Here is a 19,464-nt window from a genome sequence, read left to right on the forward strand (position 1 = left end):
GCGGCATGCGGGAAGCGCGTGAGGAGCATATCCGGCTGAGCGGCGTCGGGCTGAGCTATTTCACGCCGAGGGAAGAGACCGAGGCGCTGCGCGGCATCGACCTATCGATCGGCAAGGGCGAGTTCATCAGCATCGTAGGGCCGAGCGGCTGCGGCAAAAGCACGCTGCTCTCCCTCGTCTCCGGCATGCTGAAGCCGACGCGGGGGAACGTCGCGATCGACGGCGCCGAGGTGACGGGACCTTCGGCCAAGGTCGGCTACATGCTGCAGCACGACCATCTGTTCGAATGGCGGGACGTGCTCGGCAACGTCACCGTCGGGGCCGAGATCCGGCGGATGGAGAAGGCGGCCGCGCGGCGGAAAGGGCTGGAGCTGCTCGAGCGGTACGGACTCGGCGACTTCGTCCGCCATTCTCCTGTCCAATTGAGCGGCGGCATGCGCCAGCGGGTGGCGCTGATCCGGACACTCGTGGCGGAGCCGGATATTTTGCTGCTGGACGAACCGTTCTCGGCGCTCGACTACCAGACCCGGCTGACGCTGTCGGAGGAAGTGTTCCGCATCATCAAGGACCAAGGCAAGACGGCGGTGCTCGTCACGCACGACCTGTCGGAAGCCATCAGCATGGCAGACCGGGTCATGGTCATGTCCAAGCGGCCGAGCACGATTTCGGCGATCCACGACATCGTCTTCGACGAAGGGCAATTGTCGCCGTGGAGCAAGCGGCAGGCGGCGAAGTACCACGATTATTTCAACGCGATCTGGAAGGAGCTCGAGGACCATGCCGTCTCCGCTATATGAACGTTATCTTCGCATCCAGAAGCGCCGGCAGCGGCTGATCTGGCTCGTCCGGCTCGCGCTGCTGGCCGCCTTCCTGGCGATCTGGGAGCTCGCGGCACGCGCGGGCTGGGTCGATTCCATGCTCACGAGCAGCCCGTCCCAGATGTGGACGTCGTTCCGCGAGCAGGTCGCGGAGGGCACTGTATTCCGTCACCTGCTCGTCACGACGCGAGAGACGCTGGTCGGCATCGTCGTCTCCATGCTCGCCGGCATGGTCATCGCGACGCTGTTCTGGTGGTCGTCGTTCGCGTCCAAGGTGCTCGACCCGTACATGGTCGTCCTGAACGCGCTGCCTAAAGTCGCGCTCGGTCCGATCTTCTTCATCTGGCTGGGCGACCAGTACTCGGTGTACGGCATGGCGGTCGCAATCTCGATCATCGTGACGATCATCATGATCGAGAACGGGTTCAAGGATATCAGCCGCACGAAGCTGAAGCTGATGGAATCGTTCGGCGCGACCAAGGCGCAGATGCTCGGCATGGTGCTGCTTCCGGCCAGTGTGCCGCATCTCATCGCGACGCTGAAAGTGAACGTCGGGCTCACGCTCGTCGGCGTCATCATGGGCGAGTTTCTGTCGTCGAAGGCGGGGCTCGGGTACTTGATCATCTATGGCGGCCAAGTGTTCCAGATGAATCTCGTCATGGTGAGCATCGCCATGCTGGCGCTGCTGTCGGTCGTGCTCTACGGGCTGGTGAACGTGCTCGAGCGGTTCGCGCGCAAGAGGTACCATTACGAGCCGTGACGGCGGGAGCCGAAAGGGATGAGAACACCGATGCGTAGTATAGCCCCATATAACTCGCAGCCGCATCGGGATCCCGCCTGGGACGATGCGGCTGTTCGATGTTTGTGCCGGCGTCGCAAGCGGTCGGAAAGGCACTGCGGCGATGGCCCGAAGCGGGCCGCGCGCCGAACGGATAGGCTTCGCCGAAAACGTAAACGCCCCGGGCTCCATCCGATGGATGGCAACCTGGGGCGTTCGCGTTTGTCGTGCTGCGGCGGCGGAATGGCGCCGCGGCGGCCGACCGGCTTTCAAGAGCGCCGGCGGGCTGTCCGCCTCCGCTTGGCGCCTAGCCTCCGGCGGCGTAGTAGCCGCGCAGCGCGTCCTTGATGCCAAGCGGATTGCCGCGCAAATCCTTGGCGCTGAAGAACACGTCGCCGTCCACTTCCGGATGCGACTTGCCGTAGTCCAGCTGGCGGATGATTTCGTTCGCGGACTGCCAGCCCGCCTCCGATGTGCCGAGCTTATACGGCGAATGGCCGATGTAGAGGTCCACGTTCGTGCCCTTCACTTCATTCGACCACCAATCGACGAGCTTGCCGTACGGCGCCGCCAGCGTGTCGAAGCTCCAGTACAGCTGCGGCGCGACGTAATCGATCCAGCCGTTCTTGATCCAGGTCCGGACGTCGGCGTACATGTTGTCGTAGTCGGTCACGCCGGCCCGCGTCGGCGAACCGGTCGGGTCGACGTTGTTGTTGCGCCAGACGCCGAACGGGCTGATGCCGAAGCGGACGCCCGGCTTCGCGGCATGAACCGCTTGGCCGAGTTCGCTCACGAACGCGTTGATGTTGGCCCGCCGCCAATCGGCGAGCTTCAAGTTCAGCGGATTATTGGCCGCGAAGGCAGTGGAATCCGGAAAATCGGCGCTCGTCGGATAGAAGTAATCGTCCAGGTGGACGCCGTCAATGTCATAGTTCTTCACGGCATCCATGATCGCGTCGATAATGTGGCGGCGAGCATCGGGCAGGCCCGGATTCAAATACGGCTTGCCGCCCGAGAGGACGATCCATTCCGGATGCTGCAGCATGACGTGGTTCGGGGCGAGCCCGCCCGTCTTGGCGTCGAGGCCGGCGCGGAACGGGTTGAACCACGCGTGAAATTCCATGCCGCGTTTATGCGTCTCCGCGATCATGAACGAGAGCGGATCGAACGTCGGCGCTTTGCCCTGCGTCCCGGTCAAGTACTTGGACCACGGCACGAGAGCGGACGGGTACAATGCGTCGCCGGCCGCGCGCAGCTGCACGAATACCGCGTTCAGCCCCATGCCTTGCAGATCGTCCAGCAGCTGCACGAACTCGGTCTTCTGCTTATCCGCGTTGCCGGCCGAGGCCGCGCTCGGCCAATCCAGATTGTACACCGTGGATATCCAGGCGCCGCGCAGGCCCGCCGTGCCGGCACCCGGGTTCGAACCGGGGTTCGTGCCCGGATTCGAGCCGGGTACGGAAGGTCCGGCACCGGGATCCGAGCCCGGATCCGGTACGGCGACGTCGGGATCGTGCAGCGAGATCGAGCGGGCGGCCGGATCCCAGGCGACCGTCAGGCCGAGCGACTCGCCGACGAAGCGCAGCGGCACCATGACCCTGCCCGAGACGACCTGAGCCGCGCCGTCCAGCTTGACCTGCGCCCCGTCAACGACGGCGGTCGGTTGGCCGCTGCTCAGCGTAATGAGCGTATCCGCCTGACGGATCGTCACGGTTCGCGCGGCCGGCGACCAGTCGACGGTCGCCCCGAGCCCTTCGCCGATCACGCGCAGCGGCACCATGGCCAGATTCAGTTTCGGCACGATATACGGCGGCACGTCCGAGTTCAAGCGCGCGCCTTCGAGGTAGATGGCGATTTCGCCGGGCGCGCTCCCGGACGCGGCAGCCGCGAAGCGCGGCGGCAGCGCGAGCGACAGGACGACGAGCAGGGCGGGCAGCAGCCGGCCTGCCCGCGGACGGCGAAACGAGGTGCGAGAGATAAGCGGTTTCATAAAGCCTCCTAAAAGTTACTAATCCGTTAGACGTGCCGGAGGGGCGCGAAGTTGCGCACGAACGCGAAATCTGTCGGCGGCGGCTGACCGTGAACGACCCCGCGAACGATCCGCGAACGGCCCGATACGAACGAAAAGCCCCGGACCGGCGCGCTGCGGAAACCGCAGCCCGAAGCCAGTCCGGGGCTTGTATACATCGCGTTAATGCGGCGAACCGCCTTTAGTTCATGACCGCTTTCATGTGCGCGGCCGTGATGGACCAGTGGGAAGTGGTCCAGTACTTGGCTTTATCTTTGATCAGGATGATTTGCGGCGACTCGTGCTTGACCGCGATATCTTCCGCGATTTGGTTGGAGACCGGGCGGGATTCGATGACCTTGACGAGCACGTAGTCCGTGTTCGTGTCGGCGTCGCCGCCGTTCAGGTAACTCGTGAATTCGTTGTACGCGTTCGCGCTTACCGGACACGTGGTGCTGTGCTTGAACACGACGAGCGGGCGCGAAGCCGAACCTTCCAGCGCGGCTTTCCATTCTTCGACCGTTTGAATTTCCTTGTATGGCTGCGACATGGCGCATTCTCCTAACTGTTATGAAATGAGTTACAGTACCTTCGCTTCACATCATACCATAACCGCATCCGAAGCACCACTCGTCCGGTCCGGCGCTATTTCAGCGTCAGCAGCGCCGGCCACAGCTCGGCCTGCTCGAAGCCCAGCCGCCATGCCGCGACTCCGGCGAGGTCGTATTTCTTGGCGATGGCGACGCGCGCCTTGACCGTCTCGGCCGTCTCGGACCAGAACACGTGCGTGTAGCCGTCGCTGCCGGCGTACCGGTATTTCGTCTGGCCGGAAGCGGCATCGAAGACGCCCTTCGCGCCGGTGGATTGGATGAGCGCGCCGACACTCTTCATGAGGAGCGCCTTGCTGTCGACGAGGCCGCCGGCAGCATCGACGCGCCATTCGCGCGCATAGAATGGAATGCCGAGCATCAGCTTGCCGTGGGGAATGCCGTAGGCCAGAAATTGCCGCACGCCTTCCTCGGTCCAAGCCAATCCCGCGACGGAGCCGGCCTGGTCGCTGCCTTCCCAATGCTGGTCGTACGCCATCAGGACGATCATATCCACGATGCCGGCCAGCGCGGCGTGGTCGTAGGCGGTCTGCGCGTCCCACAGCACGTCGCCGCGCGGCAGATCGACCGACACGGTCAGCCCGGACTTATGGGCGGCCGACGTCAGCGACCGGAGGAACGCCGTGTAGCGGTCGCGGTCGCCGCCGGCGAGGCCCTCGAAGTCGACGTTGACACCCGCGACTTTCAGCTGCGCGAGCCTGGCGACGAGCTTCGCGATGAAGCTGTTTTGCGCCGCGGGATCGCGCAGGAACGCGCTCGTGAGCTTGGCGTCGAACTGGTTGCTCACGAGCGGCGTTAGCTTGATGCCGGAGGCGCGCACGGAGGCGGCCAGCGCGGGATCGGAATCGTCCGTGAACGATCCGTCCGCGGCCGCGAGTTCGAACCAGGACGGGGAGTCGATGTCCAGCCCTTGCGTCCGGCCGAGCTGCGAGAGCACCGTGTCCGTATCGGAAACGCCGTTCCAGCCGAGGAACGTCAGCGTCTTGGCGCTGCTCCAGATCGTCCGGCCGTCCGCCGTCACGACGGAGGCGTTCTTATAGCCGGCGGCGTACGCCACGGCGCTCTTGCGGGCGTTGAAGGTCCGCAGCAGCTTATCGCCCTGGAACACGGACAAGTAGGGCAGGTTCGTCCACCAGGTGAGACCGTCCTTCTTGACGGCAGCGCCGGCCAGCTTCTTGGCGTACGCGATCGCGCCGTCAATGCCGAAGAAGGACTTGACCGCCGGGCCTGACTGCATGACCGTGAACGTCGGCGTATTGCGGTGCACGACTTGGCTGGTCGAGGTATTCACGACCGTCGCGCCGGGCAGTCCGTTCGCGGCGCGTTCCGCGTCGAGCAGGAAGCCGTATCCCTTATCGCCGACCAAAACGCCGTCCTTCACAACGCTGTACGCTGGCTTCGACTGCCGCAGCGCGGCGGCGCGGGCATCGGAAATATTGTCCCACACCCATTGGTTCGTGGACAAGTCGATGATATGCGCGCCGGCGTATGTGCCGGCCGCTTTTTTGGCTTCGGCAAGCGTCGCGAACGACCCGCTTGCGATGGTTTTGTCTCCTTGATAGACCTGGAAATGCGGGAATTTACTCTCGACGAAGCCAGGCGCCTCCAGATCGCGGATCTGGGCGAAGCGGGTCTTGGCGGCGAACTGCTCCGCTTCCCGCAGCGTCCGGAATTCGCGGCCCGGGGACGACACCCCGTTCTCGTACACCTTGTAGCGCGGAAAATCGTCCCAGATCCATTGGCGGCCCGTGATGCGCTCGACATGGGCGTACGCGTATCCTTTGGCATAGGCGATGGCGCCGGCGCTTGTCTGAAAGTCGCGGATGGGCTTGTCGTTCTGATAGACCCGGTAATTCTTCGTTCCGTCGGCGGCGCGCGCGGCCGGAACGGCGAACGCCGCCAAGCCGGCCTGCACGGCCAACGTTAGGGCGATCACGGCTGTCCATTTGCTGCGATTGTGCATATGCGAGTCCAACACTCCTCTCCCGGTGTATAGCGTTAAACGCGCCAATCGGGACGAGGTTGCGGAAGTTCGACAATTTTCGTAGAAGAAACAGCGCGTTCGGACGCTCGGCGACTCGCGTCAGTATCCAGCTGCCGCCGGCGCGCGACAAAAAAACGGGGCAGCCAGCGGCTGCGCCCGTTCTATTCATAGCATCAATCCTCGATGTCCGCCCAAAATTCCTCGTCGGCGTCGAGCGTAATCTGGGAGCGGTATTTGCGCAGGTTGTACTGCTTCAGCAAATATTGTTCGATCGCTTCCAGCAGGTTCGCTTCGATGAGAAACTGGCTGCGGCCCTTCACCCAAACCTCCGCGGTATAGCCGTATTGCTCCTCCCAGGACAACTGCACTTCGACATCTGTCGGCGAAACGCCTCGGCGCTCCGCCATGTGGAGGCACACGGCGTTAATGATCTCGTCCGTGTAAATCCGCATGATTAATAGGGTCTCCGGTTGCCGGGATGCGCCGGCTTATTGCGGTTTCGGAAGTAGCGCACGATGCCGCTGATCAGCACGATGACGACGTAGATGGCCAATACGTTGACCAGCAGGCCGATGATATTGCCTAAGAAGCCCATGTTGCCGAACAGCCCGCCGAACAGCATGCCGGCGAGACCGCCGATCATCAGGCCCTTCATAAAGCTGCCGCCGCTGAAAAATCCGCGGTTCGCGTTCGTCGCCGCGCCTGATTTCGTCGTGCCCGTCTGGGTCTTCGTCACGTTATCGGCCGGCTTGGACGGCGTCTGCGTGAAACTCTGACGCGGAGATTTGAATCCGCCCCCCCGCGGTTTCGCGTCGGCTGCCGACGCGGTGAACGCGAAGAACAGCGCGAATGCCATCAATACTAGTAGCCCCTTCTTCATATGCTTGTCTCCTCCTGTGTTTTTTGGTTGCTATGGACTTATTGCGCTTCGGTACTTTTACGTCTAATATAATCAAAGGTTTCAGATTTCATTCTTTCATCGGGCACGACGTCGGAAAAACGGGGGATCACGATGGAAAAGGAAGAGTATCCGGACGATTACGAGGCGTATCTATACGAGTTTCACGCGACGCGGGACTATTTCGAGTGCCACGAGCTGCTCGAAGCCTATTGGAAGGCGCATCCCGGCGACGGATTCGGCGAGACGTGGGTGGGATTGATCCAGCTCGCGGTCGGCGCGTACCATCACCGGCGGGGGAACTTGCGGGGCGCGGTGAAAATGTTCGCGCAAGCCCGGCGGCGGCTCGCGCCGGAGCAGCTGGACCGCCTGGGCCTCGACGGCGGCGCGCTGCCCGGCATGATCGACGAACGGCTCGCGGCCCTTGAGCGGCGCGAAGCGTTCGCCGACCCGACGCTGCCGATCGCGGACGCGCGCCTCCTCGCGCGGCTGCGGCAGCGGGCCGCGTCGGCCGGCCTCGGATGGGCGCTGCCGAGCGGGACGGAGCCGGCGCTCGTCCATCGCCACGCGCTTCGCGACCGCAGCGAGGTGATCGCCGCGCGCGCGGCCGCGGCGGTGGCGAAGCGCGCCCGGGACGCGAAGCCGCGGAACGGCTGAGCGCGGCCGTCGCATCCGGCCGTAGGGCTGGCCGGGGCGCCGCGCCTGGCATAACGGCAAAAAGCTTCGCGCCGCACGGGTACGTCCCGTCGGCGCGAAGCTTTTTTTGCGGAACGGCGGACGGCTTATTCGCCGTAGCCGTCGACGACGAGGTCCAGCTTGCCCGTCGTCGGATCGATGATCATGCCGTGCACCGGCGTTCCGGCCGGCAGAAGCGGGTGGTTCTTGATGATGCCGACGCTTCGCTCGACGCTCTCCTGGACGTTGTCGAAGCCGGTCAGCCAACGGTCCAGCTGAATGCCGGAATTGTTCAGCGTGCGGACCGTGTCCTCGGAAATGCCGCGTTCGTGCATATGCGAGACGACGATCTTGGAGTTCAGGCCGGTCATGCCGCAATCATGGTGCCCGATGACGACGACCTCGCGGGCGCCGAGCTCGTAGACGGCGACCAGGATGCTCCGCATGATGTTCCCGAACGGCTGGGTGACGATCGCGCCGGCGTTTTTGATGATTTTGGCGTCGCCGTTGCGCAGGTTAAGCGCCTTAGGCAGCAGCTCAGTCAGCCGCGCGTCCATGCAGGTGACGATCGCGAGTTCTTTTTCGGGAAATTTGTCGGTCCGGTACTGTTCGTATTCGCGATTCTCCACGAACCGTTCATTGAAGGCCAACATGTTGTCGATCGTGCTCAAGCCGGTTCCTCCTCAATTCGCAGTTCTGGCGGAGGGCTGCTCCGCAATATAGGCGGCGGGTTACTCAGCAGCCGCAGGTTCGCCGTGTAGATCTGGCTGTCGCTCTTCAGCACGAAGGCGTTGCGCGCAATGTTGTAGTCGATCTTCAACTCGGGTTCGAAGAACACCTCGTAATTGGGCTCGTACCAGACGGAGTACGGGGATCCTTCGCCGAGCTTGTCGTTCGGATCCGGCTCGCGGACGATCGCGAGCGTCGGCACGCCGTTCATGACGCAGCCGCAGCCTTCCGTGTCGTACAGCAGCTTCAGGCTTTTGCCGGTATCGGCGAGAGGGCCTTCGAGCTGGCCCACGGCGTCCGGCGTGAAGGTGAATTGCATGATGAGGGCTCCTTTCCGCGCAGGTTGGCGGGTAATCGAAGACGAGCGCTTGGATTAAAGTTGATTATACGGCGTGCAAAAAGTATGATCAAGTAGAAACCAAAACGTAACCCTAGGAGAGGTGGACGAAACGTGACGAAAGCGAATGAAAACGAAGCGCTGCAGCGGTTTACGGAACGCATCGCGCTAATCAAGAGCTACGAAGAAGCGCTGGCCCTGCTGTATTGGGATTTGCGCACGGGCGCGCCGCGCAAAGGCGTGGAAGTCCGCTCGGAGGCCATCGGACAGCTGTCCGGGCAGTCCTTCAAGCTGTCCACGGCGCCGGAGCTGGGCGAATGGCTCTCCGCGCTGGAAGCGCCGGATACATACGAGACCCTGACCGAGACGCAGCGGCGGCTCGTGACGGAGACCCGCAAGGATTACGACCGCAGCGTCAAAATCCCGCCGAAGCTGTACCAGGAATACGTGGTCCTGACCTCGCAGGCGGAGTCCATGTGGGAAGAGGCGAAGGCGAAGAGCGACTACGCGTCGTTCGAGCCGTACCTCGACAAGATCATCAACTATACGAACCAGTTCATCGATCTATGGGGCGTGAAGGGCACCCGCTACGACACGCTGCTCGACATGTACGAGCCGGGCATGACGACGGCGCAGCTCGACCGCGTGTTCGGCGGCCTGCGTGAGAAGCTCGTGCCGCTGTCCGCGGCGATCGCGGCGTCCCCGCATCAGCCCGATACGAGCTTCCTGAAGCAGGACTATCCGAAGGATGCGCAGAAGCAGTTCAGCAAATTCATCCTTGAGCAAATGGGCTTCGACTTTGCGGCCGGCCGTCTCGATGAGAGCGTGCATCCGTTCGCGACGGGCCTGAGCCCGGGCGACGTGCGGATTACGACGCGCTACCTGGCGGATGACGTGACGAGCGCGCTCTTCGGCACCATTCACGAGGGCGGTCACGCGCTGTACGAGCAGAACATCAGCAAGGACCTGGTCGGCACGACGCTCGCGACCGGCACGTCGATGGGCATCCATGAGTCGCAGTCCCGCTTCTGGGAGAACGTGATCGGCCGCTCCAGGAGCTTCTGGAGCCGTTATTACGGCGACCTTCAGCGCCATTTCCCGGGCCAGCTCGAAGTGCCGGTGGAAGACTTCTACCGCGCGACCAACGTCGTCCGGCCTTCGCTCATCCGGATCGAAGCGGACGAACTGACGTACAACCTGCACATCATCATCCGGTACGAGATCGAGAAGCTGATCTTCAACGAAGGCGTGAAGGCGTCCGAACTGCCGGCGCTGTGGAACGCGAAGTACAAGGAGTACCTCGGCATCGAGCCGGAGCATGACGGCGAAGGCGTGCTGCAGGACGTCCACTGGTCGGGCGGCGCGTTCGGGTACTTCCCGTCGTACTCCCTCGGCAACATGTACGCGGCGCAAATTACGGATACGCTGGAGCGCGCGCTGCCGAACGTCTGGGAGCTCGTCGAGGCCGGCAACCTGATTCCGATTAAGGATTGGCTGACGGACAAAATCTACCGCTTCGGCAAGCTGAGAACGCCGTCCGAGCTGATCGAGGGCATCACGGGCAAGCCGCTCGACCCCGATTACCTCGTGGCGTACCTGAAGAAGAAGTACGCCGACATTTACAAGCTGTAGCCTCAGCGCCGCAGCGCGATGAATCGAATACAATGAAGAAACAGATAATGAAGAAACGAATAAATGAAGATACGAAGAAGGCCGCTTTCGCCCCGCGCGAAAACGGCCTTCTTTTTTAATGCAGGGAGTCGCTCCGCCGCTCCTTGGCCATGAGCTGCCGGAGCTTCGTCTCGGTCGGGGAGTCTGGATCCGGCGTATAGATGCTGACGCGCAGATCGGTATCGCCCTGCAGCTGCAGCGACGTGAGGTGGAACAGCATCTTGCCCGCTTTGGCGTGCCGGAATTCCACCAGTACCTCCGGCGCCGCGCTCACGCGGCTTTGTTCCCACAGCGGCTGGAAATCGGGGTATGTCGCGGTCATGTCGCGGAGGAAGGCGTCGTACCAGTCGTCGTCGACGTACTGTCCGTAATAGGCGCGGAAGATCGCCAGGTAGCCGCTGATGAAATGCTCCCAGTTGCCGGCGAGCCGGCGGAATTCCTTGCGTTCGAACAGCAGCGCGATCATGTTGCGCCTCGCCTCCGGGATGCGCTCGAAGTCCATGAACACGTGGGACGCCGCCTCGTTCCAGCCGACGATATGGCAGTGCCGGTCGGAGACGATCGTCGGGCAAGCCTGCAGCTCGTCGAGGATGCGGCGGAGCGGCGGGCCGATGCGGGCCGTCTCCTCGCGCTTGGCCGCAGAGCCGGCGGCGGGCAGCTCCAACGCGAGGGAGAACAGGTACTTGCGCTCGTCGGTATTGAGCCGAAGCGCGGAGGCGACGGCCTCCAGCACGGACGCCGACACCTTGATGTCGCGTCCCTGCTCCAGCCAGGTATACCAGGTCGGGCTTACGCCGGCGAGCTGGGCAACTTCTTCGCGGCGAAGCCCCGGCGTTCTGCGGCGCGTGCCGGCGGGCAAGCCGGCATCCTGCGGCGTCAATTTGGCCCGCTGCGCCGTCAGGAAGCTCGAGAGCGCCTTCAATCTCGTGGGCTGGTTCATGCAGGGCACTCCTTTGGTTAATATAGTAGTGGTTATACTAGCATAAACGACAACTTGTAATAGGATAGCATATATGTCAACATAGCACCACAAGGCAGCCTATCAAGGAGGAAGAGAGCAATGGAGAAAGTATATATCACGGGCATGGGCATCGTGTCGCCGCTCGGCAACGATGTGAACGCCTATTGGGAAGCGCTCAAGCGGGGCGCGTCCGGCATCGGGCCGATCGACCGCTTCGACGTCTCGGGGCATAAGACGCGCATCGCGGGACTCGTCCGCGACTTCGACGCCGAAGCGCTGTTCGGCCGGAAGGAAGCGCGGCGGATGGACCGCTTCTGCCAATTCGCGCTGGCGGCCGCGGATCAGGCGTGGCGCGACGCCGGGCTGGAAGGGGCGGACATCGACGCCGAACGAATCGGCGTATACGTCGGCTCCGGCATCGGCGGCCTCGAGACGCTGCTGGCGCAGGACGGCGTGCTCCGGGAGCGCGGACCGGATCGCGTCAGCCCGACGCTCGTCCCGATGATGATCGCCAACATGGCCGCGGCGATGATCAGCATCCGCTACGGGCTTCACGGCCCGACAATGGCGCCGGTAACGGCGTGCTCCATCGGCAATACCTCGATCGGCGAAGCGTACCGCCTGATCCGCGGCGGCTATGCCGATATCGTCATCGCCGGCGGCTCGGAAGCAGCGGTGACCGAAATCTCGCTCGCGAGCTTCGGCAACGCGACGGCGTTGTCCGGCCGCAACGCCGAGCCGGCTAAGGCCAGCCGCCCGTTCGACAAGGGCCGGGACGGGTTCGTCATGGCCGAGGGAGCTGGCATCGTCGTGCTGGAGTCGGAATCGCACGCCAAGAAGCGCGGCGCGCGCCCGTACGCGGAAGTCGTCGGTTACGGCGCCAGCTCCGACGCGTACCATATGGTCGCGACGCATCCGGAGGGCTACGGGCCTTACTTGGCGATGAAGGCCGCCCTCAAGGAGGCGGATATCGCGCCGGAGCAGGCGGACGTCGTCTTCGCCCACGCCACCAGCACGGAAATCGGCGACCTGTCGGAGACGCGGGCGATCAAGCGGCTGTTCGGCGACAAGGCATACGGCGTTCCGGTGACGGCGGTGAAGTCGATGACCGGCCACATGCTGGGCGCGGCCGGAGGCGCGCAGGCGATCGCGCTCGCGAAGAGCCTGCAGGACGGAATCATTCCGCCGACGATCAATCTGGACGAGGCCGATCCCGAATGCGATCTCGACTACGTGCCGAACACGGCGAGAGTGGCGAAGCTGAACGTCGGGGTCAGCAATTCTTTCGGCTTCGGCGGCCATAATGCCGTCATTGTCCTGAAGGCGGTTGACGCGGCTCGGGCGTGAAGGGTACCATAGTAGACATTACGAAGCCGTGGCGATGATGCCCACGGCTTTTTACGCGGGGGAGCACGCGCTATGGGAATTCGAGTCATCAAGACCGCGGTCGCCGCGCTCGGCGCCTTGTATACCGCCAGCTATCTGGGCTTGAATCCGGCGTTGTCCGCCGGACTGCTCGCCATTCTCGGCGTCGAAGTGACCCGCCAGCGGGGGCTGAAGAGCGCTTTCGTCCGGCTGGCGGCGTCCGCGGTGGGTCTTTTTTTCGCATCGTTCCTGTTTTTGACGCTCGGCTTTCATCTATGGACGATCTCGTTCTTTATCCTGCTGGCCTTTCCGATCCTATCCCGGGCCGGGCTGAAGGACGGCATCGCCACGAGCGCCGTCATCGTCTTCCACGTCTACGCGCGCGAGGAGGTGACCGTCCCGCTCATGGTCAATGAATTGCTGCTGCTGCTCGCGGGACTCGGCTGGGCGACGGTCATCAACCTCGTCTACATGCCGAAGGACGACGACAAGCTGCGGGAGCTGCGGCATGACGCGGAGGAGAGCTTCGCCGTCATCTTCCGCTCGATGGCCCGCACGCTGCGGACGCCGTCGTACGTCTGGGACGGCAAGGAGCTGCTGGAAGCGGGACGTGCGATCGAAGAAGGCATCCGCCGGGCGGAGCGCAACCGCGAGAACCGGATATGGGCGCAAGGCCGCTCGGGCGAGGAGGGGCGGTATTGGACCCGCTATTTCGCGATGCGCCAGCAGCAGCTGGAGACGATCGGGCAGATGCTGTCGCACCTGTCGTTCGTGTACGCGTCGCTGCCGCAGGGCGAGCTTGCCGCGGAGCTGTTCGAGCTGCTGTCCGGCGACGTGAAGTCGGCCGTCTACGAAGGCGGCGTGGAGGAGCGGATCCGGCTGCTGGAGGGCCGGTTCAAAACGATGGCGCTGCCGGCTACCCGCGAGGAATTCGAGATGAGGGCCGCGCTCTTCTTGCTGCTGCAGGAGTTGAAACGGTACTTGAACATCGCCAAGCGGCTGAAGCGCCGCAAGAGCAGCCCTGAAGAATTGCCCGGGGAAGCCCGAGCCACGGCCGCGGTGTCGGCCGCTTCGGAAGAAGGGACGGATTCCCGAAAGTAACCTGCGAACGCCTAAGCGCGGCGGTCCAACGGGACCGCCGCGCATTTCTATTTATGTAGGCGGCCGCGAGCGGCCAGGCGACCGGGACGCTGCCGGCGGGACGTTCCTCCCGTGCGGCCGCAGTGACGCCGATCCCGTTATTTTAACGTCAACGAATGCTTCGATAGTCATGGAAACGGGCGTCCGCCCATATAATGATACCAGGCGAACAACGAAAACGGCGGTTCGCGAACGACCGCCGTTTCGTCTTCATAGTCCGGAATGAAGCCGCCGATCACGTCAGCCAGGTTACGACCGCTTGCCGACCGAAGCTGCTGTACCTCCATACCAGACGCGCCAGGCTGGTGCCCTCCCGCGAGAGCTCCGGCAGTTGTACAACAATATCTGTTTGTTCTTCTTCGTATTAATCAACAAACGCCTATGTCCTGCATACACTTTAATTGAATGATTGTATGGAGGAGGTTAAATCGATGGCTTATGCAGATAAACAGCTTAAGGCTAGAGAGATTATTACCAAAGCTGTCTGCGGGAAAGGTCGTAAGTTTTCCACAGTAACCCACAACGTTACGCCGCCTAACCACCCCACGAGCATCCTGGGCGCTTGGATCATTAATCACCAATACGAGGCGGTTCGTTCCGGAGACGGGATCGAGGTTATCGGTACTTACGATATCAACATTTGGTATTCTTACAACAAAAACTCGCAAACCGACGTTGCCAAAGAAACGCTCTCTTACGTCGAGCACGTGCCGCTCTCTTACCTCGATCCGAAGCACCGGGCTTCGACCGAGGAAGTGTCGGCGGAATCGACGCAGGAGCCAAATTGCATCGAAGCCAACATCTCCTCGAGCGGCGCCGGCGTCGTGATTCGCGTGGAGCGCGAATTCGCGGTCGAGCTGGTGGCCGAGACGAAGATTTGGGTCGCGACGCTGCCGGGCGGTTCCGAGGACGGCAAGGAGTTCGAGTTCGGGGACGACGGGGATTTCGAAGATCTGGATCCGGAACTGCTCGACGACGAACTGTAATTTTCGCGGGTTACAGGTCTGCTGTATCGTATGCGCGGGCAGGGAAAGATTCGAGGGCGAGAGCCCTCTTTTTTTTCCAAAAAATCGCGGCTGGCGCCGGGAAAACGGAAGCGGAGCGTGGACGAGTGGCGGGGATGGTGTGGCTGTGGAACGGAACCGGATACCGCGCATGCGCGGGCCTGCGCGGGCCGGGCGGGGACGCGGGAATTCCGGACGAGTACGACGCCGTCATCGTCGAAGCGGGCGCGTCCGGCCGGACGGAACCGGCCGAAGGCCATGGACGGGGGACGCTCGTTCTGAACGCGGGCGCGCCGGCGTTCGCGGACTGGAGCACCGAAGAGATTCGCCGCCGGCTGCGGCGCTCGGGGACGGCCGCGCGGGAAACGGACGGCGAATTAGGCGCGGCGCGGACGTACGCGGTGTCGCTGTTTCAATTGCGGCCGATCGCGGTAGCATCGCATCGGCCGGCGGCGGTCGTGCCGCAGCGGGAGGCGGGACGAGCTCTTCCCGGCGCTGTGCCGGGGATCCGGGATACGTCCGAGCGGCCGCTCTCCGAGCAGGACGCCCGTTACCGGCCGCTCGCGCGGCTCGCGACGCGCGCGCTTTACGCGTGCGGGCTCGACAACGGCATCGTCGAGCTGGCCGATGACGGCGAAGGCGCTTGCTTCGTGACCGGCATCCGGCTGCCGGCCGGCGGCGAGTACGCCCGCGGCGTCTGGCAGGACGCGGCGGCCGGGCTCGCGCGGGAGCTCGCCGCCGCGGCGGATGCGGGCGCCGCCGGAGGATCGGTGCCGATCTTGCTCGGCGCCGATCCCGAGTTCCTGCTGCTGTCGGCTGCCGGCAAGGTCGTGTCGGCCGCCCGGTACTTGTCGGACGGCCACGGGGCAGGCTGCGACGCGGTCGTCGTCGGCGGCGAGGTCCGCTACCCCGTCGCCGAGCTGCGGCCCGCGCCGTCGCCGACGCCGGAAGGCCTGGCGCGCAACGTGCGGCGGCTGCTGCGCCAGGCCGCGCGGCGCATCCCGGACCGGCCGCCGCTGCGCTGGGCGGCCGGGGGCATGCCGGCCGCCGGGTTCTCGCTCGGCGGCCATCTGCATTTGAGCGGCGTGCCGCTGACTGGCCGGCTGCTGCGCCAGCTCGACAGCTGCGTCGCGTTCCCGCTCGCGATGGTCGAATCGCCCGCGGAGCAGGCGCGGCGGCCACGTTACGGCGCCCTCGGCGATTTCCGGCTGCAGCCGCACGGCGGGTTCGAATACCGGACGCCGCCGAGCTGGCTCGTCTCCCCGCTCGCGGCGAAGGCCGCGTTCGCGCTGGCGTTGCTGTGCGCCCGGGAAACCGCTGCGCTGTCCTACGTGCCGGCAGAGGAGGAGCGCTACGTCGCGGCCTACTACGCCGGCGATCGCCGCGCGCTCGCCGGCTGTCTGGAGCGGCTCGCCGCGTCGATGCGGGCGACGCCGTCGTACGCGGAGCTCGGCAGATGGATCGAGCCGCTGCTAGGCGCGATCCATTCCGGCCGCACGTGGGACGCTGCGGCCGATATCCGCGACAAATGGCGCGTCGCTTCGGCGCCGCTCGCAAGCGCTCCATGAGGGGGCGCTTTTCTGCTATAATGGAGACCTGGTGTTGAATGCACGACATATTCGATTGTAGGAGGGGCCCCATGACCGGCTACACCCCCATGATACAGCAATATTTGGCGATCAAGGAGAACGCCCGGGACGCGATTCTTTTTTTCCGCCTCGGCGATTTCTATGAAATGTTTTTCGACGACGCGATCACCGCGTCGCGCGAGCTCGAAATTACGTTGACCGGCCGCGAGGGCGGCGCCGACAAGAAGATTCCGATGTGCGGCGTGCCCTACCATTCCGCGGAAGGATACATAGCGAGACTGATCGAGAAAGGCTTCAAGGTGGCGATCTGCGAGCAGGTCGAGGACCCGTCCGCGGCCAAAGGCGTCGTCCGCCGCGAAATCATCCGCGTCGTCACGCCCGGCACCGTCATGGAGACGAAGTCGCTGGCCGAGAAGGCGAACAATTTCATCGTGTCCGTCTCGGAAGCGGGCGGAGTCTGCGGCGTCGCGGCCTGCGACCTGACGACGGGCGAGCTGTACGTGACGTCCTTCTCCGCGGCGGCGGAATCGCTGATCGACGAGATCAACGTCTACCACCCTTCCGAGATCGTCGGCGACGCGGCCGTGCTCGAACGGCTGCGCGCGGCGGCGGCGGGCTGGAACCGGCCCGTCCTGTTCACGGACCGGGAACCGATGGCGGACGAGCCGCTCCGCGAACAGTTCGGCCAGCTGGAGCTCGAGGCGCTGAAGCCCGCGCGGCGCCGTGCGGTCAGCCTGCTCACAGGCTACCTCGACGAGACGCAGAAGCGCTCGCTCGCCCACGTTCGCCGTATCTCGGAGTACGAGCCGAACCAATTCATGATTTTGGACCCGTTCACGCGGCGCAACCTGGAGCTGACGGAGACGGTGCGCGACCGCAGCAAGAAGGGCTCGCTCCTCTGGCTGCTCGATCGCACGCGTACGTCCATGGGCGCGCGGCTGCTGCGTCGCTGGATCGATAAGCCGCTGCTGTCGAAGGCGCTGATCGACGAGCGGCTGGAAGCAGTGGAGAAGCTGTACCTGAACTTTATTTTGCGCGACGAGCTGCGGCGGGAGCTGAACGAGATCTACGACTTGGAGCGGCTCGTCGGCCGCGTCGCTTATGGCAGCGCGAACGGGCGCGACCTGAACGCGCTCAAGACATCCCTGCAGCACGTGCCGCCGCTGGTTGCGCTGTGCGCGGAATCGGATTCGGCGACGCTGCGCAAGCTGACGGCCGGCGCGGACGATTGCGCGGACCTCGCCGCGATGATCGGGACGGTCATCGTGGACGAGCCTCCCGTATCCGTGCGCGAGGGCGGCTTGATCCGGGCGGGCTACGACGCCTACCTCGACGAGCTGCGGGAAGCGAGCGTGAACGGCAAGAAGTGGCTGGCCGAGCTGGAGCGCAAGGAGCGCGAGGCGACCGGCATCAAGTCGCTGAAGATCGGCTACAACAAAGTGTTCGGGTATTACCTGGAGGTATCCAAGGCGAACATCGGCAGCCTGCCGGAAGGCCGGTACGAGCGCAAGCAGACGCTGACGAACGCGGAGCGGTACGTGACGCCGGAACTGAAGGCGAAGGAGACGCTCATCCTCGAAGCGGAAGAGAAGATGGTTGATCTCGAGTACGCCAAGTTCGTCGAGCTGCGCGATCATTTGACCGCGCATCTGCATCGCCTGCAGAAGCTGGCCGAGACGATCGCCGCGCTCGACGTCTTCCAGTCGTTCGCCACGGTCGGCGCCGAGCAGCGCTACGTGAAGCCGAACGTGACGGAGCGCTATGACTTCGTCGTCGCCGAGGGCCGCCATCCCGTCGTGGAAGCGGTCATGGAGGGGGCGGCGTTCATCGCGAACGAGACGAAGCTCGCGCGAGGCGGCGCGTCCATGCTGCTCATCACCGGGCCGAACATGGCCGGCAAAAGCACGTACATGCGCCAGGTGGCGCTCATCGGCATCATGGCGCAGATCGGCAGCTTCGTGCCCGCGAAGCAGGCGGAGGTGCCGATCATTGACCGGATCTTCACGCGTATCGGCGCGGCCGACGACCTGATCGGCGGGCAGAGTACGTTCATGGTCGAGATGAAGGACATCCAGACGATGACGGAAAAAGCGACGGCCCGAAGCCTCGTCATCATCGACGAGCTCGGACGGGGGACGTCCACGGGCGAAGGCATGGCGATCGCGCAGGCGGTCATCGAGTTCGTGCACCACGAGGTCGGCTGCAAGGCGCTCGTCTCGACGCATTTCCACGAGTTGGCGCATCTCGAGGACACGCTGCCGCATCTGGCGAACGCCTGCATGGCCGTGCAGGAAACGGGCGACAACGTCACGTTCCTCCGGAAGCTGGTGCCGGGAGCGGCGGGCAGCAGCTACGGCATCTATTGCGCGCAGCTCGCGGGGCTGCCGGGCAGCATTATCGAGCGGGCGTACACGCTGCTCGACCTGCACGAGGCGCGCGAATCCGCGTCCGCCGCGGCCGAAGGGCTGTATAACGGCGCAGCGGCGGGCCGCGGTCCTGGCCCCGCGCGATCCGCGCCGGCCAAGGCGCCGGACGAAGGCGCGGAGCGGCGGCAGGCGGCTGCGCTTGCCGGCGGGTTCGCCGATTGGGCCGCTGCCGCCGAGTCGGCCGCGTCCTACGCGGCTCCCGCGCAGGAGACGGCGGACGAACCCGCGGCTGAGGCGGATGAATCCGCCGCGCCGGCGGGCGCCGTCGTGCAGCTCTCGATCTTCGAGGAGCCCGCGCCCGTCGCGGCCGCTTCGGCCGATTCCGGCAAGGCGCGCCGAGGCAGTCCGCGCGCCGAGCATCTGGCCGACCAGCTGCGCAAGCTCGACCTGTTCAACATGACGCCGATGCAGGCGATGCAGTGGCTGAACGACATGAAGCTGAAACTGAACGACTAGCGCTCGGCTTCGAAGAA

At 64.2% G+C, this 19,464-nt stretch carries 17 protein-coding genes; 9 read left to right on the forward strand and 8 right to left on the reverse strand.

Annotation, left to right across the window (positions count from 1 at the left end; all coding sequences use genetic code 11):
* The first annotated feature begins 5 nt into the window (after positions 1 to 5).
* Together ACFPB1_RS09265 and ACFPB1_RS09270 are read left to right on the forward strand one after the other, a co-directional pair.
* Entirely contained in the window at positions 6 to 797 is a 792-nt protein-coding gene (locus tag ACFPB1_RS09265; RefSeq protein ID WP_379224332.1) for an ABC transporter ATP-binding protein, read from the forward strand.
* Entirely contained in the window at positions 778 to 1,578 is an 801-nt protein-coding gene (locus ACFPB1_RS09270) for an ABC transporter permease (RefSeq protein WP_379224334.1), read from the forward strand. The genes ACFPB1_RS09265 and ACFPB1_RS09270 overlap by 20 nt, the downstream gene beginning before the upstream one ends.
* Before the next feature lie 325 nt (positions 1,579 to 1,903).
* On the opposite strand, the gene ACFPB1_RS09275 is transcribed toward ACFPB1_RS09270, so the two are convergent.
* The 5 genes from ACFPB1_RS09275 to ACFPB1_RS09295 all read right to left on the reverse strand — a co-directional run bounded on the left by ACFPB1_RS09275 (position 1,904) and on the right by ACFPB1_RS09295 (position 7,076).
* Positions 1,904 to 3,586 carry a family 10 glycosylhydrolase gene (locus tag ACFPB1_RS09275; RefSeq protein ID WP_379224336.1) on the reverse strand — a complete coding sequence of 561 codons (1,683 nt, stop codon included), beginning with the start codon at positions 3,584 to 3,586 and terminating at the stop codon, positions 1,904 to 1,906.
* A gap of 220 nt (positions 3,587 to 3,806) precedes the next feature.
* Positions 3,807 to 4,154: a bacillithiol system redox-active protein YtxJ gene (ytxJ, locus tag ACFPB1_RS09280; protein WP_379224339.1), complete on the reverse strand. Its 348-nt coding sequence runs from the start codon at positions 4,152 to 4,154 to the stop codon at positions 3,807 to 3,809.
* 95 nt (positions 4,155 to 4,249) lie between these two features.
* Positions 4,250 to 6,175, reverse strand: coding sequence for a glycosyl hydrolase family 18 protein (locus ACFPB1_RS09285; protein ID WP_379224341.1), 1,926 nt, complete (start codon positions 6,173 to 6,175; stop codon positions 4,250 to 4,252).
* A gap of 194 nt (positions 6,176 to 6,369) precedes the next feature.
* Positions 6,370 to 6,648 carry a YxcD family protein gene (locus ACFPB1_RS09290; RefSeq protein WP_379224343.1) on the reverse strand — a complete coding sequence of 93 codons (279 nt, stop codon included), beginning with the start codon at positions 6,646 to 6,648 and terminating at the stop codon, positions 6,370 to 6,372.
* A 2-nt stretch (positions 6,649 to 6,650) separates the two neighbouring features.
* Complete coding sequence (locus tag ACFPB1_RS09295; protein WP_379224345.1) at positions 6,651 to 7,076, reverse strand: hypothetical protein; 426 nt, start codon at positions 7,074 to 7,076, stop codon at positions 6,651 to 6,653.
* A 132-nt stretch (positions 7,077 to 7,208) separates the two neighbouring features.
* Here ACFPB1_RS09295 and ACFPB1_RS09300 point away from each other — a divergent pair, with 132 nt between their 5' ends.
* On the forward strand, positions 7,209 to 7,751 hold the full coding sequence (locus tag ACFPB1_RS09300; protein WP_379224347.1) for a DUF309 domain-containing protein: 543 nt from the start codon (positions 7,209 to 7,211) through the stop codon (positions 7,749 to 7,751).
* A 125-nt stretch (positions 7,752 to 7,876) separates the two neighbouring features.
* Here the strand turns inward: ACFPB1_RS09300 and ACFPB1_RS09305 are convergent, their stop codons facing one another.
* Both ACFPB1_RS09305 and ACFPB1_RS09310 read right to left on the reverse strand, forming a co-directional pair.
* Complete coding sequence (locus tag ACFPB1_RS09305) at positions 7,877 to 8,440, reverse strand: beta-class carbonic anhydrase (protein ID WP_379224349.1); 564 nt, start codon at positions 8,438 to 8,440, stop codon at positions 7,877 to 7,879.
* A complete protein-coding gene (locus tag ACFPB1_RS09310; RefSeq protein WP_379224351.1) occupies positions 8,437 to 8,817 on the reverse strand; it encodes an iron-sulfur cluster biosynthesis family protein in 381 nt (126 codons plus the stop codon). The genes ACFPB1_RS09305 and ACFPB1_RS09310 overlap by 4 nt, the downstream gene beginning before the upstream one ends.
* 132 nt (positions 8,818 to 8,949) lie before the next feature.
* On the opposite strand from ACFPB1_RS09310, the gene ACFPB1_RS09315 reads away from it, so the two are divergent.
* On the forward strand, positions 8,950 to 10,467 hold the full coding sequence (locus tag ACFPB1_RS09315; RefSeq protein ID WP_379224354.1) for a carboxypeptidase M32: 1,518 nt from the start codon (positions 8,950 to 8,952) through the stop codon (positions 10,465 to 10,467).
* A 115-nt stretch (positions 10,468 to 10,582) separates the two neighbouring features.
* On the opposite strand, the gene ACFPB1_RS09320 is transcribed toward ACFPB1_RS09315, so the two are convergent.
* On the reverse strand, positions 10,583 to 11,446 hold the full coding sequence (locus tag ACFPB1_RS09320; RefSeq protein ID WP_379224356.1) for a helix-turn-helix transcriptional regulator: 864 nt from the start codon (positions 11,444 to 11,446) through the stop codon (positions 10,583 to 10,585).
* A gap of 120 nt (positions 11,447 to 11,566) precedes the next feature.
* On the opposite strand from ACFPB1_RS09320, the gene fabF reads away from it, so the two are divergent.
* The 5 genes from fabF to mutS all read left to right on the forward strand — a co-directional run bounded on the left by fabF (position 11,567) and on the right by mutS (position 19,447).
* Entirely contained in the window at positions 11,567 to 12,814 is a 1,248-nt protein-coding gene (fabF, locus tag ACFPB1_RS09325) for a beta-ketoacyl-ACP synthase II (protein WP_379224358.1), read from the forward strand.
* A 72-nt stretch (positions 12,815 to 12,886) separates the two neighbouring features.
* On the forward strand, positions 12,887 to 13,933 hold the full coding sequence (locus tag ACFPB1_RS09330) for an aromatic acid exporter family protein (RefSeq protein WP_379224360.1): 1,047 nt from the start codon (positions 12,887 to 12,889) through the stop codon (positions 13,931 to 13,933).
* Between the two features lie 470 nt (positions 13,934 to 14,403).
* Positions 14,404 to 14,958 carry an outer spore coat protein CotE gene (locus ACFPB1_RS09335; protein ID WP_379224362.1) on the forward strand — a complete coding sequence of 185 codons (555 nt, stop codon included), beginning with the start codon at positions 14,404 to 14,406 and terminating at the stop codon, positions 14,956 to 14,958.
* A 134-nt stretch (positions 14,959 to 15,092) separates the two neighbouring features.
* Positions 15,093 to 16,544 (forward strand): putative amidoligase domain-containing protein, encoded by a 1,452-nt coding sequence (locus ACFPB1_RS09340; RefSeq protein ID WP_379224543.1) that lies wholly within the window; start codon positions 15,093 to 15,095, stop codon positions 16,542 to 16,544.
* Between the two features lie 71 nt (positions 16,545 to 16,615).
* Positions 16,616 to 19,447, forward strand: a complete 2,832-nt coding sequence (gene mutS / locus ACFPB1_RS09345; protein WP_379224365.1) for a DNA mismatch repair protein MutS — start codon at positions 16,616 to 16,618, stop codon at positions 19,445 to 19,447.
* The last annotated feature ends 17 nt before the right edge of the window (positions 19,448 to 19,464 follow it).

Origin of the sequence: Paenibacillus sp. GCM10023250, assembly GCF_042653205.1 — a bacterium.
Lineage (GTDB): Bacteria > Bacillota > Bacilli > Paenibacillales > Paenibacillaceae > Paenibacillus_Z.

Excerpts from the sequence above, each read along its gene's own strand:
- ACFPB1_RS09265 (WP_379224332.1), top strand. The coding sequence starts at position 6 with ATGCGGGAAGCGCGTGAGGAGCATATCCGGCTGAGCGGCGTCGGGCTG.
- ACFPB1_RS09270 (WP_379224334.1), top strand. The coding sequence starts at position 778 with ATGCCGTCTCCGCTATATGAACGTTATCTTCGCATCCAGAAGCGCCGG.
- ACFPB1_RS09275 (WP_379224336.1), bottom strand. The coding sequence starts at position 3,586 with ATGAAACCGCTTATCTCTCGCACCTCGTTTCGCCGTCCGCGGGCAGGC.
- ytxJ (WP_379224339.1), bottom strand. The coding sequence starts at position 4,154 with ATGTCGCAGCCATACAAGGAAATTCAAACGGTCGAAGAATGGAAAGCC.
- ACFPB1_RS09285 (WP_379224341.1), bottom strand. The coding sequence starts at position 6,175 with ATGCACAATCGCAGCAAATGGACAGCCGTGATCGCCCTAACGTTGGCC.
- ACFPB1_RS09290 (WP_379224343.1), bottom strand. The coding sequence starts at position 6,648 with ATGCGGATTTACACGGACGAGATCATTAACGCCGTGTGCCTCCACATG.
- ACFPB1_RS09295 (WP_379224345.1), bottom strand. The coding sequence starts at position 7,076 with ATGAAGAAGGGGCTACTAGTATTGATGGCATTCGCGCTGTTCTTCGCG.
- ACFPB1_RS09300 (WP_379224347.1), top strand. The coding sequence starts at position 7,209 with ATGGAAAAGGAAGAGTATCCGGACGATTACGAGGCGTATCTATACGAG.
- ACFPB1_RS09310 (WP_379224351.1), bottom strand. The coding sequence starts at position 8,817 with ATGCAATTCACCTTCACGCCGGACGCCGTGGGCCAGCTCGAAGGCCCT.
- ACFPB1_RS09320 (WP_379224356.1), bottom strand. The coding sequence starts at position 11,446 with ATGAACCAGCCCACGAGATTGAAGGCGCTCTCGAGCTTCCTGACGGCG.
- fabF (WP_379224358.1), top strand. The coding sequence starts at position 11,567 with ATGGAGAAAGTATATATCACGGGCATGGGCATCGTGTCGCCGCTCGGC.
- ACFPB1_RS09330 (WP_379224360.1), top strand. The coding sequence starts at position 12,887 with ATGGGAATTCGAGTCATCAAGACCGCGGTCGCCGCGCTCGGCGCCTTG.
- ACFPB1_RS09335 (WP_379224362.1), top strand. The coding sequence starts at position 14,404 with ATGGCTTATGCAGATAAACAGCTTAAGGCTAGAGAGATTATTACCAAA.
- ACFPB1_RS09340 (WP_379224543.1), top strand. The coding sequence starts at position 15,093 with ATGGTGTGGCTGTGGAACGGAACCGGATACCGCGCATGCGCGGGCCTG.
- mutS (WP_379224365.1), top strand. The coding sequence starts at position 16,616 with ATGACCGGCTACACCCCCATGATACAGCAATATTTGGCGATCAAGGAG.